We start from the raw sequence: 23,828 nt of genomic DNA, 5'->3' as shown, positions 1-23,828 counted from the left end.
TTTGTAGCAACTGTATTATAATAGTTTTCGGTTCTTTGAGGAAACAAAAAAATCCTGATCCGAAGACCAGGATTCGAGGCACCTTTCGGTGAGAACAGCAGGTTCACACAACTGTTCAAGGTCCGCTCCTGCGTTACAATTGAATGTAGACCTCCTCAGCGCAAAAGGCTCCTAAGAGCCAATCGACTCATCGCATAAATCTAGTTTACCATGGAGTTCTTCATCTGTCAAGAAACGGGAGCTTGTTTTCTTACAGGACATTCAAAAACTTTTCATTGCTCTTTCAAAGTTGACACAGGACCATTTAAGGTTTTTTGCATCCAGATTATATCATGCCATTTGTTAAACTTATAGCCAATCTTTGGGAAATGTGCGACTTGGACATAGCCCCGCTTTTCATGCATGGCAATGCTCGCTTCGTTCGGAACTGCGATACAAGCCAGAAAGCGTAAGTAGCCTCGTGCTTGCAACTTCTCTTCTAAGGCAGTATAAAGAGCCGATCCGATCCCTTGTCCACGCGCTTCTTTTGCTACATAAATAGACAATTCAGTGGTCCAATCATAGGCAGCGCGTGCATAATAGGTCGAGGCATAGGCATACCCCACAACTTTCCCATCCACTTCTGCAACCAAATAAGGAAATTGGGTCAGCGTTTTTGTGATGCGGCTTTCAAATTCCTGGACAGTCGGCACATCAACCTCAAAGGTAATGGCTGTCTCTGTTACATAAGGTTGGTAAATCGCTCGGATAGCTGCTGCATCGCTAAGCTGAACGGGTCGAATCATCATGGAAGCCTCCTAATTAGATTATACCTAGTATACCGATATGCCTTCTCACTGTCAATGAAGGACTAGCAGCAAGCAAAAAATCCTGGAATTGTATCCAGGATTTCCATTCTTCTTAAACCGTTTGACGTAATCCCATCATCCGGTAAAGAAATAAAGCACTCGGAGCTTTCAAAAAGCTCTTTTGCTTGGAATTTGTTGATTTTAGCACATAGTTAGGTTTGACTGTTTTGGTGACTGTCTTTGCTTGTTTAAGATTCAGACCCGTTTGTTTTTTATACGGTTGAACTTTCGACGGTTGATGGGGGACTTTCACGGCACTTACTTGAAGGGGGGGTTCTTTGACTTTCAAGGCTTGTCCAACTGGTTGTGAAGCAGGAGCAGATAGTCCTGCTTGAGCTGAATGAGAGAGTTGACTCATGGTTTGATTGTTTCTGACTTCGACATGGTTTAGGATACCTCCATTTAGATTGAGGTGATCAGTCACACCTATATCAAATGGCGCTACAAATACATTGTCCTCAATGGTGACATTTTTAATATCTCCATAGCGCGTTTCAACATCAATCGATCCACGATGCTTGTTGTAGATATCGCTCTTCGTCCCTGTACGCTCCAAGAGATTGTGGTGAACCCGAATTCCTTCTTCATTCAAATCAAAGTTATGGCCCTTAAAGACAGTCGTCAAGCGAATTCCAGCATCACCGATATTGTCTTTAATCCGATTGTAGGCAATTTCATGACCTTTTCCACCAAAGATCCCAACACCTCCAGCACGCCAACCAAGTTCAATCGTATTGTGCAAGAATTTATTATTTTCTGCTACTGCTGATTCTGTTCCATCTGCAATACTTGACCAGCTGGCTAGTCCGTCATCTCCATTTCCACGAATACTAGAATTGCGGACAATCGAATTCTTAGTCCCTTGGGCAAAGTTGACTCCGTCAGCCAGGTTGTTTCGCAAACGGACATTTTCTACTACTAGACCATCTGTGTACTTCATATCATTTTTTCCAGCATAATCGCCAATCCACATGCCGACTTCAAAATGTTCGGCCCAAATATCGTGAATATGAGAATTCTTCCCTGGCGTTCCAGAAATGGCCTTGTACTGAGCATTTTCACCATAGCGTGAACGAAGGTTAGAGGACAGATAGACATCGCTAAATTCAACATGGTTGTCTTGGTGAAGGAAGTCAAAACCACCGCCACCAGCTTGGTCGCTAGTGAAATGCAGTTGGGTATGCCAGATACCAGCTCCTGAAATCTTCATATCAGAAGCATCGATACCGACTTTTCGATTGAGATTAAATCGCCCAGCTGGGATATAGACATTCTTTCCGGTTTGTTTAGCTTCATAAATCGCATCATAGAGGGCCTGGCTGTCATCAGTATCATCGTTTGGCGTAGCTCCTTTAGAAACAATATTGATAGCATTATCCCCTTGAGCAATCGGGTCTGGAGCTTGCTCAAATTCCACAAAGTCAAGACCATAATGGACGTCGTCTGCTTTGTTTTTTACGAGTGAAACCACATCTCCTTTTTGAAGTTGAATGCCTGGAAGCAGGCTATGCACTTCGTCAAATTGGAAGCGGGCACGTGTATCAGCCTGTGCACTATCGTGTACACCTTTGTCATTCAAGTACTGCCAGTTAGACGTAGATGAAAGATCCAATTGTTGAACACTGTGACCATTCACCTGTACATCGAGTTGTCCACTTGCGCCATCTGGTACTGTGTAACGTACGGTTAAAGCATTGGCTGGTTCATTGACCTTAAAGGAGACACCATCTCCCTTTTCTTTTAAAGCGACATAAGTCTGATCAGAAGCTTCAATAGCTGTTGAGTGACTGTCTTGAGACTGTTCTACCTCTGCCTTTCCAAGGAGATTCCCTTTGTCTGCTTCATAACGGGTGTAAGGCATAGATGCGCCATATTGGCTGGTATCTACTTGAGAGCTTGCGGGATCAGAGGTTGTCGCTTCTTGCCCTTGTGTTTGGACTTGTGCCTGCTCTCCGGCTTGATCAGCTGCCACAGATTGTCCAGTCAAAAAACAAGCCCCCATGATCGCAATCACGACAGAAAAGACTCCAAGCTTAGACTTGCGAATGCCAAAAACGATATCTTTGTTTAAATGATTCATCACACATTTCTCCTTTTATTTTTTACAACGATTCTATCCTAATAAAAAATATCATGACAAACAAGGTGAATTGTGTGAATATTCTGTATCAATTTGTTGCAGATATGTTAACCTTTTTATGTAGTAATAAAAGTGAGCAAGAAAAAGAGGCTGAGAATCCTATCTCAAACCTCTTTTGATGACACGCGCTTATTCCGCTTTTTTATTTGAAAATTGGCTATTGTAGAGCTCATAGTAGAATCCTTTGTCTGCTAACAAGGATTGATGATTTCCTTGCTCGATGATTTGGCCATCTTTGAGGACAAGGATTTTATCTGCTTCTTGTATGGTAGACAAGCGGTGAGCAATGACAAAGCTAGTCCGCCCTTTCATCAAATTCTTCATCGCTTTTTGAATCAAGAGTTCTAAACGCGTATCGACAGAAGACGTTGCTTCATCCAAAATCAAGATTTTAGGATCCGCTAGGAGCGCACGCGCAATGGTTAGGAGTTGCTTTTGCCCTAGAGAAATATTGCTAGACTCCTGGTTCATTTCCATATTGTAACCACCAGGAAGCGTCCTGATAAAGTGATCGACATTGGCCGCCTTTGCGGCTTCCACAATTTCTTCATCCGTTGCCTCGAGATTACCAAAGCGAAGGTTTTCTTTGATGGTTCCCTCATATAACCAAGCATCCTGAAGCACCATTCCGAATTGTTTGCGGTAATCTTGGCGAGACAGATGGCGAATATCATGACCATCCACCGTAATCGATCCTGCAGTCACATCGTAAAAGCGCATGAGCAGATTAATCAAGGTTGTTTTCCCTGCTCCAGTTGGTCCGACAATGGCCACCATTTCACCTGGTTTGACTTCTAGGTTGAAATCACGAATCAAGGGTTTGTCTGCTACATATTGGAAATCCACGTTTTTAAAGCTGACTTGCCCTGTCAAATCTCCAGAGAGGGTTTCTGTCACATCTGCTACTTCATCTGGCTCATCCATGACTTGGAAAATCCGGTCTAGAGACGATTTGGCACTTTGTAGCTGTCCTGCCAATTGGGTCAAGTTTTGAATCGGTTGGTTGATCTGCCAAACATATTGAACGAAGGCCTGCATATTCCCGACAGTCAAACGACCTGCTAACACTTGCAAACCACCAAACAAAGCGATAATCAGATAAGTCAAATCTGATATCCCATTTAAAATCGGCATCATTAAGCCGGAAATGAAATTAGCCTTGAATCCTACTTTTTGAAGGTGATGGGTAATATCATGAAACTCTTCTTGGGAAGATTTTTCCCGGACGTAGAGCTTAAGGACATTAAAGCCTGTTAAATTTTCTTGCACAAAGCCGTTCATTGCCCCCAAAACATCTGCCTGCTCTTTAAAGTAAGGCTGAGATTTTTTCATGATAAATCGAGCACTGAAATAAGTGATCGGAATGGACAAGATGACCACTAGCCCTAGCTGGATGTTTAAGTATAAGACCATGCTGATGACAAAGAGCAAGGTAAAGATAGCATTAACGATTTGTAAGAAGGACTGTTGCAAGGCATTCGAGACGGTTTCGACATCGCTAGTAAAACGTCCTAGTAAATCTCCGAACTGATGCCGGTCAAAATAAGAAACAGGAATGTGATTGATTTTATGAGACAAATCATTTCGCATGTCCTGAACGGTCTTTTGAACAGCATTGGTCATGAAATAGTTGGAATAATAAGACCCCAACTCATAGAGGACCCCACGGAATAGATAGAGCGTCATAATGATCGCGATATAGGAGGTATTAAGACCAGCTCCTGCAAGGCCTTTTGCCATATCCATGAGATTTTTTGTCAACTCAGTAATGGCAAGTCCCAAAACAAAGGGTTCGACAACACTCATGACGACACTCAGGATTTTTAAGAAAATGGACAAGCAAACTTCCAAGCGATAGGCTCTCAAGTAAGTCCATAGTCTAGAAAAACTGTTTTGTTCTTGTTTCATCTGCTTCTCCTTTCTATTCCTCTGTTAATGACGGACTGTCGAGCTGCGAATTGGCAATTTCACGATAGATCTCATTGCTTTCCATCAATTCATCGTGAGTACCTCGACCGACGATCTCCCCTTGGTCCAAGACAATAATTTGATCCGCATCCATAATGGTTCCCACGCGTTGCGCTACGATCAAGACGGTCGCATCTCCTGTGACTTCTTTGAGACGCTTCCGCAAAGTGGCATCCGTCTTGTAGTCCAAGGCAGAGAAGGAATCATCAAAAATAAAGATATCGGGATCTTTGACAACCGCACGAGCGATAGACAAGCGTTGTTTTTGACCACCTGAAAGGTTGCTACCACCTTCTGCCAAATGCGTATCAAAGCGTTCCTCACGGCTGTCGATAAATTCCTTGGCTTGGGAAATTTCAGCCGCTTGTTCTAGCTCTCGTACAGAGGCATCTTCTTTCCCATAACGAAGGTTCTCAGCAATGGTTCCCGTAAAGAGCAAGGCCTTTTGCGGAATAAAACCAATCTTTTGGCGAAGGGCTTTCAGATTGTAGTCTCGAACATCCACACCATCGACCAAAATCTTCCCAAGTGTGACATCATAGAATCGAGGAATCAACTGCACAAGTGAAGATTTCCCAGAACCGGTCGAGCCGATAAAGGCGATCGTTTCTCCAGGTTTGGCCTGAAAGGAAATGTTGTGGAGAACCGGACTCTCCGTCTCACCTGGATAAGCAAAGGTGACATTGTCAAATTCCAAATAGCCACGAGATGCTGTTTCTGTTACACCATTCTCATTTGGATCGATCGAAATGGGCATATCCATGATTTCCTTGAGACGACGGCTAGAAACCGCAGTCCGAGGATACATGGTAAAGAGATTGGCTAAAAAGAGGAAAGATAAGAGCGCGTGGAAGCTATACTCAATAAAGGCAACCAGATCCCCAATTTTCAAACTACCGTCATGAAGAGGATCCAAAGCAAACCAGACAATCGCCACAATCATAGCAATGATGATCTGCACAAACAGGGGTTCTGTCAAACCAGTTAATTTGAACAATATATTCGAGTTTTCTGCGTAGACTTCATTTTCAGCCGCAAATTTCTCTTCTTGGAATTCTTCACGGGCAAAGGCACGAATCACACGAAGTCCAGTCAAATTTTCACGTGCAAACTGGTTGAGATGGTCGAGTGTCTTTTGTTGCTTCTCGGAAAGAGGACGTGTCTTAACTGCTACATACCAGACGACGACAGCAAGAAATGGTACAGATACCGCTACAATCCACGCTAAAGAAGGACTGGTTGTCAGAATCAAGAGAACACTGGAAACCATCATCAAGGGTGTGATGACCCCCATCTTCAACATAGAATCCGCAAACTGCATCAAAACAAAGGCATCCGAAGTCAAGCGAGTGACCAATGACGATACCCCAATTTGCTCATACTCGCGATGCGAGTACTCCTGTAACTTAGCATAGAGGTCATTGCGCATATCGCGGACCATGGTGGTCGTTAGTTGACCAACCGCGTAAGACAAGATAATCCGTCCCACAATCCCAAGCAAAATAATCGCAAACATGACCCAGCCCCAGAAATAAAGCCGATCCACATCACGCGGGTTAATCCCCTCATCAATCATGCGAGCTAGAATCGTTGGCAAGCCCAAATTGACAATAACAAACAGGACCGCCGAAAATAGATTCAGAGCTAGCCACTTGGGATACTTTTTCAAGTAAGACCAAATATATAGCATAGATGTTTCTCCTTTTCCATTAATAATAACCTTGATCACACAGAAAAGAGGGAGCGAGACGAAATCATTTTCAAAGAAAATCATTCCTGCCTCAGTCCCATCTGTAGTCTCATTTATTATATCAAACCAGTCATAAAAGTAAAGCGAAAGAGCAGGTTTCCCCGCTCTTCAGTCGCTTTATTTCGTGCGTTTGAGTTTAGCATTTTTAAGAAAAAGAAGATTCGCTTGGTCACTAGAACTTAACTTAGATAAATCAAATGTCAATTCATCACCTTTGATGTTGTATTTCAACTCCATATCACCATAAGAACGTTTTAATGATTTTTTCTTTTGATCAACTTTTAAATCCAATTTTATGGGCACTTCTTTACCAGCTATCTTCTGAATAATATTTAATTCCCCTTTTGAATCTTTAATCGTCAATTCAATGGTAACTTTCGCATCTTTCGACACTTCAGATTCTGAATCTTGCCCCATTAACTGATTAATATTCGTCTCCATTTTGTAGGTCCCATTATCACTTTTAGCACCACAAGCTACTAACAGAACAACTGCAAAAATAGCAACAATACCTAACATAATTCGTTTAACATTTTTCATAATCAATCTCCTAATGTATTTTATAATCAGATTTTACCATTATTTTAATACTAATTCAAGATATTTTAAATAAAGAAAAAAGCAGGTTTCCCCGCTCTTCAGTCGCTTTATTTTGTACGTTTGAGTTTAGCGTTTTTAAGAATCATAAGATCCCCTTGGTTGCTATTACTTAACTTAGAAAGATCAAATGTCAAATAGTCACCATCGACCTTATATGTAATCTTTTCTCCACTACCATCATTTGACGAGATTGTTTTCTCTTTTTGATTGATTTTGACATCATAAGATCGCTCATTCTTTTGACCAGCGACTTCACCCGCGATGCTGAGGGTTCCTTTAGAATCTTTGATCTTAATAGAAACTTCAAAATTAATAACGTCTCCAATAGACTCTAATTGACTACCCGATAAGCCCTGCTCTTCAAGAATCTTCTTGAGTTCAGTTTTTGTTGGTTTGTAGACATAAGTCCCATTATCACTTTTGGCACCACATGCCACCAAGAGGACTGCTGCAAAAACTGCAACGAAAGCTAAAAGAATACGTTTAATATTTTTCATAATCAATCTCCTAATGTACTTTATAATCAGATTTTACCATTATTCTAATTCTGATTCAAGATATTATAAAGAAGAAAAAGAGCAGATAACCTCTGCCCTTCTCTTGTATTATTTTGTACGCTTGAATTTAGCGTTTTTAAACATTTCCAAAGCGGCTGCGTGATCAGAACTTTTCTCTCCAGATAAATCAAAAGTGAATACATCGCCAGAAACTTTGTATTTAACCTTTTCACCTTCACCTGTTTTTGATTGAAGAGTTTTCTTTTGTTGGTCAACTTTCATATCAAATGATTGGTCAGTCTTTTGTCCCATCATTTCACCTTTAATTTTAAGGCTACCTGTTTTATCTTTAATGGTCACTGAAACTTCCAATTTAACATTGTCGATCAATGCATCTACACTTGAACTTGGAGCACCTTGTTCTTCAAGAATTTCCTTCACTTCAGTTTTTGATGGTTTGTAGACATAAGTCCCGTTATCACTTTTGGCACCACATGCCACCAAGAGGACTGCTGCAAAAACAGCTACTACAGCCAAAAGAATACGTTTAAAGTTTTTCATAACTTCTCCTTTTTAGTTAGATTCACCCTATTATATCAACAATTCATAAACACGGCAATGAAAGTTTATAAATGTCATATTCTTGTAATATTTCTTGTATCAACAAAGAAATAGAATAAGGCGGAATTTAAATCCCGCCATGATTGCTTATTTAACTTTTTTGAACTTAGCAATTTTCATGTAGTTATTAAACATGTCTGTGTCACCCATCAAAGAATTCTTCACATCCTTAATCGTTAACACATTTCCTGAAACTTGATAAGTAATTTCCGCTTTCCCATACTCATTTTTTGAGACAAGAGTTTTAGCTTTTTGGTCTACTTCCAAATCAATCACTTGATTTACATTTTGACCACCTGCATTGGTGTCTACTTTCATCTCACCTTTCTTATCATTGATTGTAATCGAAATAGTGAATGAGTAATTATCACCTATCAAAGATTGAAATTCACTTGGCATAATATCTTTGATCTCATCCTTAGTAGACTCAAACACGTAAGTCCCATTATCGCTTTTAGCGCCACAAGCTACCAAAAGGACGGCTGCAAAGACAGCTACAAAAGCTAATAAAAGACGTTTAAAATTTTTCATCATCTTCTCCTTTTATGATATAATTTAAAGCCATTATAGCAACAAATCAGAAACATCTCAAGGGCATAAAGTAATTGTAAAATCATTGTAACATCATTAAAACTGCACTATTTAGTAGGTTTAGAGAAAATAAAGAGAGCTACACATGTTAGCTTTATAAAAGCCCTCTATTCACATTCTATCATCATTATTTTCAACGACAAAAAAACCGAGGTCTAAACCTCGGTTTTCATTTTGATTGGAAACTCTATTATTTAAGAGTAACTGAAGCGTCGTTGCTTTAGTTGTTCTCACACAGCTATTTTTTACTTGGTTTCTTTACTTGGCGGGATTGTGGCGGGATTTGCAATTAATCCCAGCTCTCCTAATGCCTCTGTTATCTCAGCACCACCAGTAACAACTTGTCTATCATAGAAATGAGAATAGGTGTTTAGTGTTGTAGCCTTGTCTGTTCTTCCTGAGCGGGCCGATACATACAAAACATCTTTTTTTAGAACGTTTATCATAAATGAATCATGACTATGACGTAGACCTTTCCCAGTAATAACCGGAACCTTTGCCACTAGTGCATGCCTTTTTAACATTCGACTTAAGGTAGATTTGTTCATGGGAGAGTTAAACCGTGCTAATACGAAATTATCTTCTCTATTATACACTTGTACAGTTCTCCAATTTTTCAACACTTTAACAGTTTCGTCATCTATTTCTAAGAAACGCATTCCTGCCCTAGTTTTTGTCTGCTCTTTTCGAACGTATTTCCCATTCCCTTGATATTCGAGGGTAGACTGAATATGAATAACCTTATTTTTAAGATCTATGTCTGACCACTTTAAACTAAGACCCTCAGAGACTCGCATCCCCGTCATAAAATAGAGCCAGATAGTCGTATAAAACTGCCTCTCTTCATAAACTGTCTGATCAAAAGTTTTTAAAACCTTATCAAGTTCCTCTACAGTCCAAAATTCAGTTTTCGGTTTTTCTCCTTTAGGATTGTCTAACTTTCGACAAGGATTATTCTCGATGTATTCCAAGCGTTCTGCATAATTTAAGCACTTCTTCAGTTTACACCAAAGTCCTTTTGCGTAGTTTGGAGAGTAGTCTTCCATTAAAGATAATCTAAAATCCTCGCATTCCCGAATATTGATTTCAGACAGTTTCTTGTCAGCAAAAACCTCAATAAAAGTCTTATACTGAGGATAAGCAGTTTGATAGGTTACGGACTGAACAGTTTTCTTATAATAAGGCAAATAAACATCTTCCATAAATTTTGAAAATGGAATATCTAATTGTGGCCTATTTGCACTGGCACTAGCTATTTTAGCATTGTATTCAGTTCTTATCCTACAGACTTCGTCAAAGGCTTGCTTTTCTGTTTTAAAATCAATTCCAAATTGATCTTTATAAGATTTAACCCTAAACCTCTTTCGGTCACCCGTAGAAGGATCTACACTGAATTCAACTTCATAGTAAATTTTTCCTTTCTTATTTCGACTTACGCATTTATATTTTTTACTCATTTTGTTCCTTTCTTTCAGAAAGCAACTTAAAGCCGAGTAATTCTTCTACAATATACGTAGGAGCTAAATTAAGACGAGAATTATCAAATGGTGATTTACTTAATTCTACCACATTATTCGATAAAGCTCTAGATTCTTCAAATTGTCGAACAGCAATTAACTTTGCTTGTCTTATAATATCCCGTGCCGTATGTTCAGGAAAACCTAATTTCATTAATTCTGTATGATTTATTGTTTGCATTATCTCTTCCTTCTAATTCTTAATTACAGAGATTTCCATCTTTTGATAAGGCTTATAATAGTTCAACAAATTAGATCATTAACCAAAAGCCTTAAACTACTTTTCTTTAAAATAATTGTACATCGCATAATAGTCAAATTCCATCTTAATGCCAGTTCTTCCATTACGATTTTTTAAAACCACTAACTCAATCTCTCGTGGATTTCTCGATTTAGCTTCATTAACATCAAAGTGTTCTCGTCCAGTACCTTTAAGTTGAAGTCCAATTAAAACATCACTAGAGTATTCGATGGCTCCACTTTCCTTGAAAGACTGCATACTTACAATAGATTTGTAGTTTTCTCTATTAAAAGAAGAGATAGCGATCACTGGTGTTTTAAAGTCTCGGCTGATCCTTTTCAATTCTATTACCGATCTATCTGTATTTTGTTTTTCAGTTAATCGTACATCCACCGGATATAGAATTTGTAAGTAATCAATAATAACCACGGGTACTTTTCCAGTATATTTGATATGCTTTTCAACAGTTTCCCGAATTAGTCCCACACCAATAAGTCCAGTACCTTCTACAATGTAAATATTTTTGCAGTATTGAGCGTAATTTTCTCTAGCTTTTTTAATCAAATCAATCTCTGGGGTGCTGTAACCTGCATATCTACTCCCCTCAGTAATTCCTCGTGCTGTTTTTGCATTCCTGATATCACTATTAGAGGCAATAGATTCGATAACAGTGTGACGACTAATACTTTTACTAATTATTTCCCACCTAGACATTTCAATACTAAAAATCAAAACATCTGTTCCCTGTGCTGCAATTTGATCAGCAATCTGAGTTACAAATGTTGTCTTTCCAAGGGAGGAAATTGCACCAACACAATACAAGCCTTCGTAAAGACCACCTTCTAACAGATCATCTAGACCTTCAAAATTTGTTTTAATACATGTATTATTAGAACCATTCGTAATGCCATTAAAAAACTTCGAAAGATGATTAGCTGTTGAATATTCAAGATACCGTTCTTTTTCACTTTTTGTTTGATTGATTGCATTTTCCACCATTTTGTTAAATACTCCTTTATTTTTCACTAACATTTCGTTAGGATCTTTTACATCATCAATAGTTAATTTGTAAGAAATAAATTTTATCTTCTTACTTCTAAATTGCTCTGCTAATTTTAGTTCAGCCTCTCTCCCCTTTTCATCTTGGTCCAATGAGAGAATGAATGTACGATCAACTTTTAGATCAGAAATAAGATTAATTAATTTATTTATATTTCCAATGCTCCCAAGTCCTACTGCCTTTCCACCAACTTCAACGATGCTCATGGCATCTATTTCGCCTTCTACAATAAAAATTGGATCCGTTGAATTTTTGAAGAGTTCACTTTTATTAAAAAGATCGCTTCCTCCCACTTTCTGTTTAGTATAGTTCAATTGATATTCTGGTACAATTTCTCTTGTATCACGAGCAAAATAACAACTTTCACTTAAAGGAATAATTAACCGAGGTGTTTCAGGAACATTAGGATTAGTCACATGAGGATGTTTCCATTTTTTTACGTAGCCAACTTTAAATCGGTGGACTGTTGAAAAACTCAACCCTCGTTTAAGAAAATAGTCAGTTTCACAGAGATGCTTTGTGGCCTCATTATAAAAGCTTAAATAATTATCTTTTTTCTCTTCTTCCTTTAAAGGAAAGATAACATTGGAATTCAAACATTCAGTCCTCTGGTCCTTGAATTCATCACATTCAGTTGATAGATTAAACAACTCTCTGACACGCTTCAATTGATCCTTAAATTTATCAATTCCTTCTACATAGCCGATAAGATCAAAGATATCTCCACCTCTATCGCAAGAGAAACACTTCCATTGGGTTTCAGCGTAAATATGAAAAGCACCAGTTCTGTTTCTTCCTTCACCACTGTGGCAGAGGGGGCAAATATATGCTCCTTTACCACCTTTACGACTTGATTCAGAGATTTGTTCAATGTATGCTTTCAAATAAGATTTTTCTTCTTCAAACATTTTTTTCTCCTCTTGTAGTTTCCAGTAAAAAAATAAAATCCGGACTTTTTTTCTTACAGGCAAAATTATAGCATTGCCTTCAATACGAAAATTGAAGGCATATGCTGCTTATTAATATTATTAGTATTGAAAATCAGAGATGCTAAAATATCAGTTATACCAAGGGTGAAAAATTTTTTTACAAAATCAACATACCCCAAATTCTAATTCAACATACCCCAAATTCTAATTCAACATACCCCATAAATCCTGATTTAATCGAAGTAAATCGATAAATCAGTAAATTTAAATCCCTAAAACTTTAAAACGAATTCTAAAATTTTTAAATTCAAAAAATGATTCCATTTCTAACTGTTTATCCGATAAAGGATTGTTATTAGAATCACAGTATTCCCAACTTATCAGGATTTTATCATTGACTAGTTTAGTAAGTGAATTATCAAGGCTCTCCTCAATTCTTGAATTCCAACCACCTTTTTTCAATCTAACTTCTTCGATTGCAGGAATTTCAGGACATACATTCAATAGAACTTCAACTGATATGACTTCATTAGTCTTTTTTCTTCGATTATTATGGTTACTTTGATGGTAGATTAGTTTCTTTGCAAGAGAATAAACATTTTTACTACGCTCATCAATTTTAAAAAGTCTGATGGGGAAATTAGTAACATAAGAAGTAATTAAATATCTAACGAATTTTTCAGTCAATTGAACTGTATAAACTTCTTTTTTGCATTTGAATTCCTCAATCAGTTTCATATCTTTGAATTCTTTAATTTCCGATTTTCTCTTTTCTGCAGTACTAATAGAAAGATCGTTTAGCAAGCTTAATGCTTCTTCAATGATACGACGTACATTCTTCTTCGTTGAAATGCTTGCTGGGTTAGATTTCCCCAACAGTTCTGCATACTGTTTAATTGAAAATTCAACCACGCAATTAACAGCCTCTTCTTCACTTAGTTTATATTGGTTCTTCTTCCCGACAAGAAAAATCAATAAATCCAACATCTTCAAAACTCGGAGTTTGAAATAATCTTTGTTAGCATCAAAGTTTTCAATATGAATCGTACCAGTCCCTAAATGAATAGAAGTTCGATTAGTGATAGGATCCCTTACTTTGTCAACTGTTTTCAAATTAACAGAAGTTAGCAAATTCAAAGTCGGTGCATTTAAAATCTTCTCGATTTTCTCTTTTTTATCTATAGGCATTATATAACCTCTTTTATATTTATTTGAAAAGAGTTTGAGAGCAAAAAAAAGAGTTGTAGCTGATGCTACAACTCTCTTGCACTCAATAAATTTTTCTTTCCATACTAATAGTCTGCCATTTTTTGATAAAACTAAAAAAAAGAAAAATCAAAAAAAGTCACCCTTTTCTACCAAAAATTGCTCCATTTTTTCTAAAATTTAAAAAGGACACTTTACAAAGTGCCCTTTAAAATAGCCTAAATAGCGATATTTTAAGGATGATAATACACATTATAAGATCTTCCATATAGGATTAAAATTTTTTTGAAAAAATTTTTAATGACCAAATTAAAAAAATTTTTTAATTTCATACCTAGGATTATAGTTTCAACTGAAGAACACTAAATCATTCCTATACGGAGAGACAATTTGTATAGTTATTTATGATTTATTTCAATCCAAAGCCTATTTTTCTTCTAATTCCAAGATTTGATTTTACCTGAAAAAGAAAGCTGATAAATTAACATTCTATTTATGTTCACGGTGAAAAAATAAAACATTTTGTCTGTTTAGCTACCAAAATGATACCAAACACATTTTGGTAGCTAAACAGAATTTAATTATACTACAAACACATTTTTACTTATCTCAACCGCCTCCAATATTTCTTTCTCAGTAATTCTTTCTCTATCTTTTATGACAGATTCCACATGTTTTTCAATAAAATCTCTCGCGTACTTTCTACTTTCCTTTTTCTTCTGAAACATATTTTTAAGTAAGTTGTCTAACTTATCGTTAAAAATAGCTTTCTGAACTTTTTCTAATTCATCTTCTGACAATGCAACAATAATTATGATATCAATAAATTCTTCTTTTAATTGAGCAAACATCTCTACTCTATCATCTACAATCATTGAATTTCCCAAAGTTAAATTATCTCTCAGTGTCCCTTCAATACAATAGGGATCCTGACTAACGTATGCTAACTTACTTCTTATATGAAGGAGAGAACCAATTTAGTCCTCTCCAGATTGTAACTTTTTATCAAGCCACTACAGTTGACAATGAGCCTTTATTATTAATTTGACCCTAAGTCTTTTTCTACGATTCTTAATCCGATTGGAAAATCATCTTTTCCCAATTTTAATTTCTGTTTCTCAATCAACTTAGCATCCTTGAGACTATATTGTAATAAATGTCGACCAGTAGTTAGATACAACATATTTTCATTTGAAATTGTAAGAGAATTTATTTCTTTTGGTGTTTCACCTGAATCGTCATCCAACACAATGGCTTTTATAGTTTCATTTTGTAAATCAAGAACAGATAAAATATTCTTTCCTTCTACCTCGTGCTTGACGACAAGGTAATGATTATCTGGACTTGGATAAAGCATATTAGGATAAGGATTGGGTAAGGTAAATAATTTCCTTTCTCCAGTGTGCAAATCGATTGACAACAATTGGTTTCCTGCCACCTTCTCAAAAGTATCTGTATCACGAATTGCAGAGATACTTACGAATGCCCTATCTTTGACAATTGCCAAGCCTTCTAACATTTCAACCTTTTTACCATCTGAAGTTAATCGAATTCTATCTTTTTCTTTCCAATGCTCTTTTTCATTTAGAACTATTAAGTCTGAATCCAACACGCCTTCTGGACGATTTCGTTTTGGATCTTGATAAGCAATCTCAGCATATACGTTAGAATTATTTGCAACAATCTGACTCGAAATTGCTGTCATTTGGTTAAATTTTTTCTGAAAAACTTGCTTTCCATTAAGAGAAAAGACTGTTAATATTCCTGAGTTTGCATCTGTTTGAGCAGTATAAAAGTAATTAGAAGAGATACCTGATCCCATCATTGCATAATTCTTAGTATGATTTTTCCTCATCTCACCTTTAGAAAAATCAATTGAAATGATATTTTGATGATCTATTGGTGCAAAATCATCACCTTCCGTTACGATCATCTTATCACCACTGTTTAAACACGAAAACCAGAGATTAACATACGTTGCTACATCAATTTTTTCTACTCGATGTAACTCAAGCTTATTCTCTTTCTTAGTATATGATTGAATACTTTTTGAGGTGACCAAGTAAAGATTCGATTCTGGATCAACTTGAAACATTGGTGTTTGGACCTTAGAACAAGAAAGCAAAAGGAAGAATAGAAATAAAATCCCAAAAAGATAAGAGCGTTTCATAGGTTATCCCTCCTATCCATTTCACGACTCACTTTCTCACCAAGCATAATTTTTCTCACCGCATGTGACCATGGCTGCTAATAACTCCTCTGGTGTCAGTTTCTTCAAGCCTCCATAGTTTGGATCCTGTACATGTGTATCGGGGTCTAGATAATAGATTGCTGAGATGTCCTTACCATCTGCTGTCAATTCATAGCCTACTCCAATCACATTATGTTCCCCACTTTTTCCAGGATAGATTTGTGCTACATTGAAGGTGTAATAGAGAGGATACCCATCATCAATATCTTTGCGAACACGTTCTTTAAAGAGCCGGATATCTTCAGAACCTGGACGAGCATCTGTTACAGTAACCAGTCGATAACCTGCTTGGTTTCCACTTGGTTCTGGATAGCCAAATAGATTCTGATTCAAGACGCGAATGGCATCTCGATTATGCGTCCCATAGGGATTATAAGTCCCCATTTCCTTAGCTAATTGATGTTGAGAGACGCTAACTCCTCGACTAGCCAGCATCATATGGACTGTCGCAGGAGCACAGAAATACCATTCTTCTTGAAGTTTTAAAGAAATAGGCAATAGTTTTCGGATTCCTTGATTCTCTTTTGACGATGTTTCTTTTTTGACCGACTGAGAAGGTTGCGTATTCTCTTTCAATGAAGCTTGTTCCTGTTTTGAAGATGGCAATGTTTCCTGACCACCGGCTTCCGTATTGCCTTCCTTAATTTTTAATCGCTCTGCTACCTCTGCTGGCATTGGAGGATTAGGTTCTGTACGCTCCTTTGTTTTTACACTAACTGTTGTTGATGAGGAGGATGTAACCTTACGAGAGCTGGAAGGACTTGTTTGGCTTTCTTTTGGTGTCTCTGTACAGCCAGATAAACCAAGCAAAGTCAGAAGTACAAGGAATAAATGAACTTTTCTCATGATTTTTCTCCTTTCTACCATTCTTGATAGCGCATTACGGAGTTTTCATTTCGATAGATTTCACCTTTTGGAATCTCACTATCTTTCTTTTTGAATTGAATCCATAGAATCCCTTTATCCGATAGTAAAATGGGGCCATGATCATATAAATAATGAATCCGATGCCTCAAATCCCACAAATAATATTGAGATTTAACACGCTCCTCATTTCTTCTTTCTCCCATATATGTGAGATAAATATTGCGATATATGGAGGTTTCTGCCTGTGAAGTAGAAAATATCTTTTTATGGTTTTTATTTTCGAAGGTAAACGAAGCATCTTTATTATTTGCAACCAAGTAAAGGAGATTGTGCCCGTTCGTCAATAAATCGACATAATAGCGTTGATCATCCTTTGTTTGATCTATAACTTTTTTCTGCCCATCATTTAAGGAGTAGGCTACAATTTTTGTAGTTAAAGCTGTGTTATCAATTTGTACATAATACAAGTGATCTTTAAAGACAGTCGGAAAACCGCTATTTTCTGATTCAATCGTCTGATGAGTCCCTGTTTCAAGGTCAAATTCTTCAATTTGATATAGGCTATCGCCTACTTCATAATTTATAAAGAGTTTCTGGTTGGATCGAGCTACTTGAGTAACTGGAACCGTTCCAATAGGTCTCCTATCGATCAGTGTCGTTAAAGATTTGTCTTTTATCTTCCAAAGATAGTAGATCCCTGTCTGATTGAGTTGATCATACTCTTCAAAAACAACAATATCATGATCTACATAGCTAACAGCTACATGAGTCAGATTGGATGTCCTTTCAACATCTTTTATCTTTTGAAATTCCTTGGTATGTAAATTCATACTGGCAAGATAATTCTGATCTTCGTGTCCTTGGTCAACAGCCTCGCCATAAGCAATCCCATCATTTGACAGCGCGGTAGGTGTAAAGATTTTCGCATCTGGATAAGGGATAGAAATAGAATTTTTTAATAAATCTTCTGCCTTTCTTTCCTCGAATCCTATTTTCCTAGACACATTGGTACTACCGGAAGGAGATTTTTTTTGTGGTCCTACAAGAGTGCAGGCTGATAAGAGAATGATAATACCAAGGATGATAAAAGTTAAAAATTTTTGTTTGACAAGATCTTTTTTCTTCATCAGCCTATACCTCCTGACTTAAGCATTACTTCATTACCTATTTATCTACAATAAAAAGATAACGAACGATTTTAAAATTGAAATCTTTTTTTCTTTCTAGAATAATAATACACAAAATAAAAAAGCAAATGTCAAATTGTCTCTTATATACACATTTTATACTTAGATAAATGAACTCAAAATATTTTCCTCAGTATTTATTGGTTCAATCTATGCTATCAAAGTCTTCTGAACGGAAATCTCTTTATTTGATAATTGAAAATAATTGTATTTCATATTAAAATCACCTCAAATATTAGATGAACTCTAACATTTGAGGTGCAATTCAAAATTATTATTTGTTAAATTAAATGATCATTTTTTCAAATATTGCTTAACTAGCTGATCTAACGGGATAATGTGTAGGTTGCCATCCCTTACCCAATAACCATTGAGCATGGATACAACAATATGTCGATTATATCTTCAAACCGTTTTATGACTAAATCCATTTAGAAACTCATTCCTTGAAAAAACGATTCACATCTGACTGACATGCTTCCAATAGTGTTTGTTCATCCGTTAATTCGAGTAGTTGCAATCCTTCATCAACTAGCTTTTTATCACTTAAACAAATTCCAAGTGTCACTTTGGCATTTCCTAGAAAATCATATCGCTTACTTTTTTTTGCCGTATCTAACAATAGATAACTGATCCTCGTACATTTCTCCATCAAACCATTCCACAGAAAAATACTGGCTAAATTTGAGAGTAATTTATACTTGGTGGGAAGAATCTCTGTATAATCAGAGTAATCATTGAGCCTATCTATCACTTCATCACAGATAGAAATCACTGTTTCTAGTGGAAGTGTAAATAAAATAACGACAATTAATTTGAGGTCACTATGATACCAGACATCCTGATTTTTAATTTCGTTCCAAGCTTCCGTTGCCATTATTCTTACCTTTTCATTTGGACCAGATTCTCGTAAACAAAGAATGACCTCTACTCTCTTTAGTATATTTGACACAGGAATATCATTAGGATGTTTTCTTAAATAAGCTACACTCTTATTCTTCAGTTCCAATAATTTATCATTTGATTGGTAGGTATTGTTATCTTCTGCCAATAAGATAATTTCTTCTCTATCGGAATGGTGGTAAGAATGACATATATATCGAAATTCTTCGAAATCTAGGCCAACTTGCTTTAGAAGATGCTCCATCAACTCAAAACTAGGCACTACTTGGTTCGATTCAATACGCGACAAGTGCGCTCTTGAAGTGTAATCCTGGCAAACTTCCTCTTGACTAATATGTTTTGATTTCCGTATTTTTTTATAGATCGTACCGTAATCCCAACGCATAACAACTTCACCTCTAATTATGTGTATAAATGTTACATTTTTACACTTCGTTATGTATTTAGTATATCATATATATAGAAGAAGGAGGTTCAGATATGCAAAAGAAAATCACTATTTATTTTTTGTATTAATGCTTTCACAATCCAAATAACTGGGGTGCATTTTCAAATTATTACCATGATTACAAATATCACTGGTCAAGCGTAACTCGTGCAAGAGATAGTAAATCATCATATGCTTACGCTCCTTCTCATCAGACCTCAAGAGCTTTTATAAATAGAAATTTTGGTGAAACAGTATATTTTAACTACGGATTTAAAAAAATTCATAGCTCATAGAAAAGATTATATTACTATTCATGAAAATTTTAGAAAGTGAGTAAAGTATGAAGCGCTTATTTGTCATCCTTTCAAATATCTTTATAACAAGTTTTCTACTTTGGATTTGTTTTTCAACCTCATATGTGGTTATTCACAATAGTTTTCCAGCTATTAGTATTTTTTCCCAGAACAAAGAGGTATCAAAAGATCAGGTAAAATACAGTTTAGATCAATTAGCAAATGAAACAGACAGTGTGATTGGTGAACAAATTGAAACAATAGACGATAAAGGTAAGGTTCATTTTTCCTATGCAATATTTGGATCTGGCCATATCCCAAACGGCCTTGTTAAAGCTAGTGAAGAAGATTTTTACAATAGTGGCTTATTGTCCAATTATTATATTTTATCTGGAAATCTCACTCTAGATAGATTAAATCATGAACTTCAATCATTGGGTTTCACACAAACATTTGTTTCATATCCAAATATTTTTCTTAGCTTATTTACGTATATGGGAAATGGTAGTCAATTACTCGTTTTGGTCATTTTTCTACTAACTTTTATAGCCTTAATGATTATTCAAAAAACCAAGGAAATGCGAACAGTTGGGATTCGATATATTTCTGGATTGCACCTAACTCAGATTTTTGGAAACTCAATTATTAGTGATTGTGGAGATTTACTTTTAGGGATAATTACAGGGGTTTTTCTTGGAATCTGTGGTGTAAGTCTATTCCCTATCACACCATTTTCTATTCCAGTTATTTTTTCAGCTAGCATAACTTATAATTTGTTACTTTTGTTCCTTTCTATACTCTTTAGCTTTCTTTATGTTTTAAGTATTAAAGCGGTACATTTGGTTTCTTTACTCAAAGGAAAGTTACCTTTGAAACAGATTATGGGTATTCTTTACTTGGGGCAATTGGTTGCTTTTCTTTTAATAGTACTTACCATTCATAGAACAAGTATCTATTCAACTATTTGGCAATTGCATCAGGCTGGAGATACAGCATGGTCAAATCAAAAAGATTGGGTATTGCTTTCAACAAATAGGGAGTTTGGGGCAGAGGCTAGAAATCAGGATAGTAGAAAAATGTTGGAAGAACAATGGAAAAACTTCATAGAAACTGGCATTCAGAATGGAGGAATGCTTGTTCAGCATCCACTTGCATCATTCGATCTAAAAGGTCTGTCTTCACATCCCTTAATGGGAAAAATGTCGATAAATGACTACAATCCGTATGCTAATAGCTTATATGTGACTCCTAATTATCTAGATGTTCAGAATGTAGAATTAAATGAAGAAGATAAGAAGAGCATTAATAGCCTTGGAGAAGGAGAATTTGGACTACTATTGCCTGAAAAATTAAAAGATCAAGAAGATAAATTGCGTCAAATTTATGAAGATTTCCTAGCGATTCGAAACGATAAGGGAAATAAAATTCAACAGGCTATGAAAGCTCGTGTTTTCTATATTTCAAACAATAAGAAGCGTTTCGTATATAATTCTACACCAATCTCATATCAACAATTTCTAAGTGATCCTATACTTATTGTCCTTAAACCAAGCTCTTTTGGAAAAAATCGAAATGATTTCTTCACTTATCCATCTGATTATCTGTATTTTAAAGGTTTGGATGCCACTAAAAAACTAGTTGAACAAGGTGGAATAAAGAAATATATCAGTCAGTATGATCTTGCCTATTATGTTTATCGTGGTATGAGTCACAACATTCAAGTTGAAATATTGACAATCATTGCTGGTGGTTTTCTAGGTATTGCTACCTCAATTCTACTCTTTAATACAATGACAATCCTCTACTTTGAAGAATTTCGTAAAACTATTCTTATTAAGAAAATATCAGGATTAAATTTTTTTGAGTTACACCAGAAATTTTTTATCTGGCAAATAGTTATCTTCATTTTGGGAGGGGCTATTGGTCTTTTGCTAACAAATAAACTTTGGGTAGTCTTTCTAACCTCTTGCGTCTTTGGTTTGAATTCTATTTTAATACTAATGCATCGTTCTCGTAAGGAAGATAGGATGGCTAGTATTATATTGAAAGGAGCATAGAAATGATTAAAATCCATCAACTAACAAAAACCTTTGGGGACCGGACGGTATTTAGTGATTTGAACTTAAATTTTGATGCAGGTAAAGTCTATGCTCTTATCGGAAATAGTGGTTGTGGCAAAACAACCTTACTAAATATGGTAGCCAAGCTAGAACCTTATGATCAGGGAAGTATTCAATATAAAGGAAAAGATTTACGAAAGATTAAACCAACAAACTATTTCAGAAATGAACTCGGTTATCTCTTCCAGAATTTTGGACTAATCGATAATAAAACTGTTTCAGAAAATTTAGATTTGGGATTAATTGGTCATAAATTAGACAAACAAAAAAAGAGAGAGACTAAAGAAGAAGCATTAGATAGAGTAGGACTATCTTATATTCAACTAGATCAAAAAGTATATGAGCTTTCTGGAGGAGAAGCACAACGTGTAGCCTTGGCAAAGATCATTTTAAAAGATCCTCCTCTAATTTTGGCAGATGAATTAACTGCCGCTCTTGATCCTGAAACCTCACAGGAGATTATGGACTTACTCCTAACATTAAAAAATAAGGAACGTCTGATCATTATTGCAACACATAATCCAACCATTTGGAAACAAGCTGATCAAGTGGTAAGCCTAAAAATTAGTCAATGAAGAATAGGGTAATAGCACAGATTTTCATTACGTTACATATTCATTTCCTAACAAAACATCCCGAAAGTTAAGTGCACCCAAATAGTTAGATTAATAATTTATCCAAAGGATTTAGTTCTGTATTGCACAGGACTGAGTCCTTTTCTACTATTTGTATAGAAGTGTATACATTTTTAATCTATAGTCGTAGAGATTTAGTAAAACTACAGCGCAAACTTCCTCTTGACTAATATGTTTTGATTTCCGTATTTTTTTATAGATCGTACCGTAAACCCAACGCATAACAGCTCCACCTCTAATTATGTGTATATATGTGACATTTTTACATCTCGATATATGTTTAGTATATAATATATATTAAAGAAAGATGTAGAAAACGTGAAAAAAATTACTATTTATTCTTTATAGCATCACTCCCACTCTTCAACTTGTTAGATAGTTGGCGATGGTGGGGATTCCATTCATTGAAGGGATGTGTCCATAGATGAATAAAAGAAGCTTCAAAAAAATGTTTCCAATATTTATTTTAGGTATCATTGTAGGTCTATTCTTAATCCCATTACTTAGACCACTTATAGTTGATTGGCTAAAAACTATATTTGGTTAATAGTAACGATAACCTTATTTAACAAAAAAGTTTTCCCTTTTATTTTTTAATAGCATTGTTTTGACAAATTAACTTCCACGTTTATTGGCGGTAGAAGTTGGTTTGAGAATTTAGCACTTTGATGACCTTAGATCATTATAATCCTACAAGTACAGGTATGACTTTTAGTTTTAGATATTCTCATTAGTTTAATTAAAGGAGGGACTGTGTTATGGTAACTAAGTATTACAAGTATATTCCTTGGTTGGTCTTAGGAGCTATTGGATCTTATGAGTCCGCAACTTATTTTGGACATAGTACATTTGATATGCTGTATTTATCTATTGTTTTTATGATTGTTTACGTAGCTTTGTTCATTCTACACGAAAAATATCTGAAATATAAATATAAAGAAATATTTACACATATTATGAGCAATCCTGAAAAAGATCATCATCATTAGTAAGATAAAGCATAATAAAGCCCTAGCAACCAGATTGTACTGACCCAAAAAAAGTTAGGCAAATAGGCTATCCAAAGGATTTAGTTCTGTATTTTACAGGACTGAGTCCTTTTCTACTATTTGTATAGAAGTGTATACATTTTTAATCTATAGTCGTAGAGATTTAGTAAAACTATAGCCAAATA

The 23,828-nt window shown here is 35.9% G+C and carries 20 protein-coding genes and 1 pseudogene; 4 read left to right on the top strand and 17 right to left on the bottom strand.

Annotated features, from left to right (window positions below):
* Positions 1 to 272: 272 nt before the first annotated feature.
* From HMPREF2917_RS03420 to HMPREF2917_RS03340, 17 genes are all read right to left on the bottom strand, one after another.
* Positions 273 to 788, bottom strand: coding sequence for a GNAT family N-acetyltransferase (locus tag HMPREF2917_RS03420; protein ID WP_070588967.1), 516 nt, complete (start codon positions 786 to 788; stop codon positions 273 to 275).
* Between the two features lie 112 nt (positions 789 to 900).
* Entirely contained in the window at positions 901 to 2,928 is a 2,028-nt protein-coding gene (locus tag HMPREF2917_RS03415; protein WP_070588966.1) for a glycosyl hydrolase family 28-related protein, read from the bottom strand.
* A 189-nt stretch (positions 2,929 to 3,117) separates the two neighbouring features.
* Positions 3,118 to 4,896 carry an ABC transporter ATP-binding protein gene (locus HMPREF2917_RS03410; protein ID WP_014713347.1) on the bottom strand — a complete coding sequence of 593 codons (1,779 nt, stop codon included), beginning with the start codon at positions 4,894 to 4,896 and terminating at the stop codon, positions 3,118 to 3,120.
* A 13-nt stretch (positions 4,897 to 4,909) separates the two neighbouring features.
* On the bottom strand, positions 4,910 to 6,646 hold the full coding sequence (locus HMPREF2917_RS03405; protein WP_070588965.1) for an ABC transporter ATP-binding protein: 1,737 nt from the start codon (positions 6,644 to 6,646) through the stop codon (positions 4,910 to 4,912).
* Between the two features lie 177 nt (positions 6,647 to 6,823).
* Complete coding sequence (locus tag HMPREF2917_RS03400; protein ID WP_070588964.1) at positions 6,824 to 7,246, bottom strand: hypothetical protein; 423 nt, start codon at positions 7,244 to 7,246, stop codon at positions 6,824 to 6,826.
* Positions 7,247 to 7,353: 107 nt separating this feature from the next.
* Positions 7,354 to 7,803: a hypothetical protein gene (locus tag HMPREF2917_RS03395; protein WP_003007430.1), complete on the bottom strand. Its 450-nt coding sequence runs from the start codon at positions 7,801 to 7,803 to the stop codon at positions 7,354 to 7,356.
* A gap of 108 nt (positions 7,804 to 7,911) precedes the next feature.
* On the bottom strand, positions 7,912 to 8,364 hold the full coding sequence (locus HMPREF2917_RS03390) for a hypothetical protein (RefSeq protein WP_070588963.1): 453 nt from the start codon (positions 8,362 to 8,364) through the stop codon (positions 7,912 to 7,914).
* Between the two features lie 147 nt (positions 8,365 to 8,511).
* On the bottom strand, positions 8,512 to 8,955 hold the full coding sequence (locus HMPREF2917_RS03385) for a hypothetical protein (RefSeq protein ID WP_070588962.1): 444 nt from the start codon (positions 8,953 to 8,955) through the stop codon (positions 8,512 to 8,514).
* Positions 8,956 to 9,260: 305 nt separating this feature from the next.
* On the bottom strand, positions 9,261 to 10,472 hold the full coding sequence (locus HMPREF2917_RS03380; protein ID WP_049473198.1) for a tyrosine-type recombinase/integrase: 1,212 nt from the start codon (positions 10,470 to 10,472) through the stop codon (positions 9,261 to 9,263).
* On the bottom strand, positions 10,465 to 10,713 hold the full coding sequence (locus HMPREF2917_RS03375; protein WP_013903600.1) for a DUF3173 family protein: 249 nt from the start codon (positions 10,711 to 10,713) through the stop codon (positions 10,465 to 10,467). Before HMPREF2917_RS03375 ends, HMPREF2917_RS03380 begins: the two co-directional genes overlap by 8 nt.
* Before the next feature lie 96 nt (positions 10,714 to 10,809).
* Positions 10,810 to 12,741 (bottom strand): DnaB-like helicase C-terminal domain-containing protein, encoded by a 1,932-nt coding sequence (locus HMPREF2917_RS03370; RefSeq protein ID WP_049473199.1) that lies wholly within the window; start codon positions 12,739 to 12,741, stop codon positions 10,810 to 10,812.
* A 285-nt stretch (positions 12,742 to 13,026) separates the two neighbouring features.
* On the bottom strand, positions 13,027 to 13,950 hold the full coding sequence (locus HMPREF2917_RS03365) for a hypothetical protein (protein WP_049473200.1): 924 nt from the start codon (positions 13,948 to 13,950) through the stop codon (positions 13,027 to 13,029).
* 599 nt (positions 13,951 to 14,549) lie between these two features.
* Positions 14,550 to 14,843, bottom strand: coding sequence for a hypothetical protein (locus HMPREF2917_RS03360; protein WP_049473201.1), 294 nt, complete (start codon positions 14,841 to 14,843; stop codon positions 14,550 to 14,552).
* A 164-nt stretch (positions 14,844 to 15,007) separates the two neighbouring features.
* The gene (locus HMPREF2917_RS03355) at positions 15,008 to 16,138 is read right to left on the bottom strand and encodes a hypothetical protein (RefSeq protein ID WP_049498806.1); all 1,131 of its coding nucleotides are present in this window, start codon (positions 16,136 to 16,138) and stop codon (positions 15,008 to 15,010) included.
* A gap of 36 nt (positions 16,139 to 16,174) precedes the next feature.
* Entirely contained in the window at positions 16,175 to 17,065 is an 891-nt protein-coding gene (locus HMPREF2917_RS03350) for a C39 family peptidase (protein ID WP_049498805.1), read from the bottom strand.
* A 14-nt stretch (positions 17,066 to 17,079) separates the two neighbouring features.
* Positions 17,080 to 18,213: a hypothetical protein gene (locus HMPREF2917_RS03345; RefSeq protein ID WP_049485547.1), complete on the bottom strand. Its 1,134-nt coding sequence runs from the start codon at positions 18,211 to 18,213 to the stop codon at positions 17,080 to 17,082.
* Between the two features lie 499 nt (positions 18,214 to 18,712).
* The gene (locus HMPREF2917_RS03340; RefSeq protein ID WP_070588961.1) at positions 18,713 to 19,561 is read right to left on the bottom strand and encodes a helix-turn-helix domain-containing protein; all 849 of its coding nucleotides are present in this window, start codon (positions 19,559 to 19,561) and stop codon (positions 18,713 to 18,715) included.
* Between the two features lie 170 nt (positions 19,562 to 19,731).
* Between HMPREF2917_RS03340 and HMPREF2917_RS10885 the strand changes: the two are divergent.
* From HMPREF2917_RS10885 to HMPREF2917_RS03325, 4 genes and pseudogenes are all read left to right on the top strand, one after another.
* Positions 19,732 to 19,899 (top strand): annotated as a pseudogene (locus HMPREF2917_RS10885) (lactococcin 972 family bacteriocin); the annotation flags it as partial.
* A gap of 47 nt (positions 19,900 to 19,946) precedes the next feature.
* Complete coding sequence (locus HMPREF2917_RS03335; RefSeq protein WP_049473279.1) at positions 19,947 to 21,956, top strand: DUF1430 domain-containing protein; 2,010 nt, start codon at positions 19,947 to 19,949, stop codon at positions 21,954 to 21,956.
* A 2-nt stretch (positions 21,957 to 21,958) separates the two neighbouring features.
* On the top strand, positions 21,959 to 22,594 hold the full coding sequence (locus tag HMPREF2917_RS03330) for an ABC transporter ATP-binding protein (protein WP_070588960.1): 636 nt from the start codon (positions 21,959 to 21,961) through the stop codon (positions 22,592 to 22,594).
* An 818-nt stretch (positions 22,595 to 23,412) separates the two neighbouring features.
* Positions 23,413 to 23,643 (top strand): hypothetical protein, encoded by a 231-nt coding sequence (locus HMPREF2917_RS03325; protein ID WP_049499762.1) that lies wholly within the window; start codon positions 23,413 to 23,415, stop codon positions 23,641 to 23,643.
* Positions 23,644 to 23,828 lie beyond the last annotated feature (185 nt).

It is taken from the genome of Streptococcus sp. HMSC061E03 (assembly GCF_001813505.1).
Classification (GTDB): Bacteria; Bacillota; Bacilli; order Lactobacillales; family Streptococcaceae; genus Streptococcus.
The sequence above is the reverse complement of the archived record's forward strand: the minus strand, read 5'-3'. Positions and strand labels throughout refer to the sequence as shown.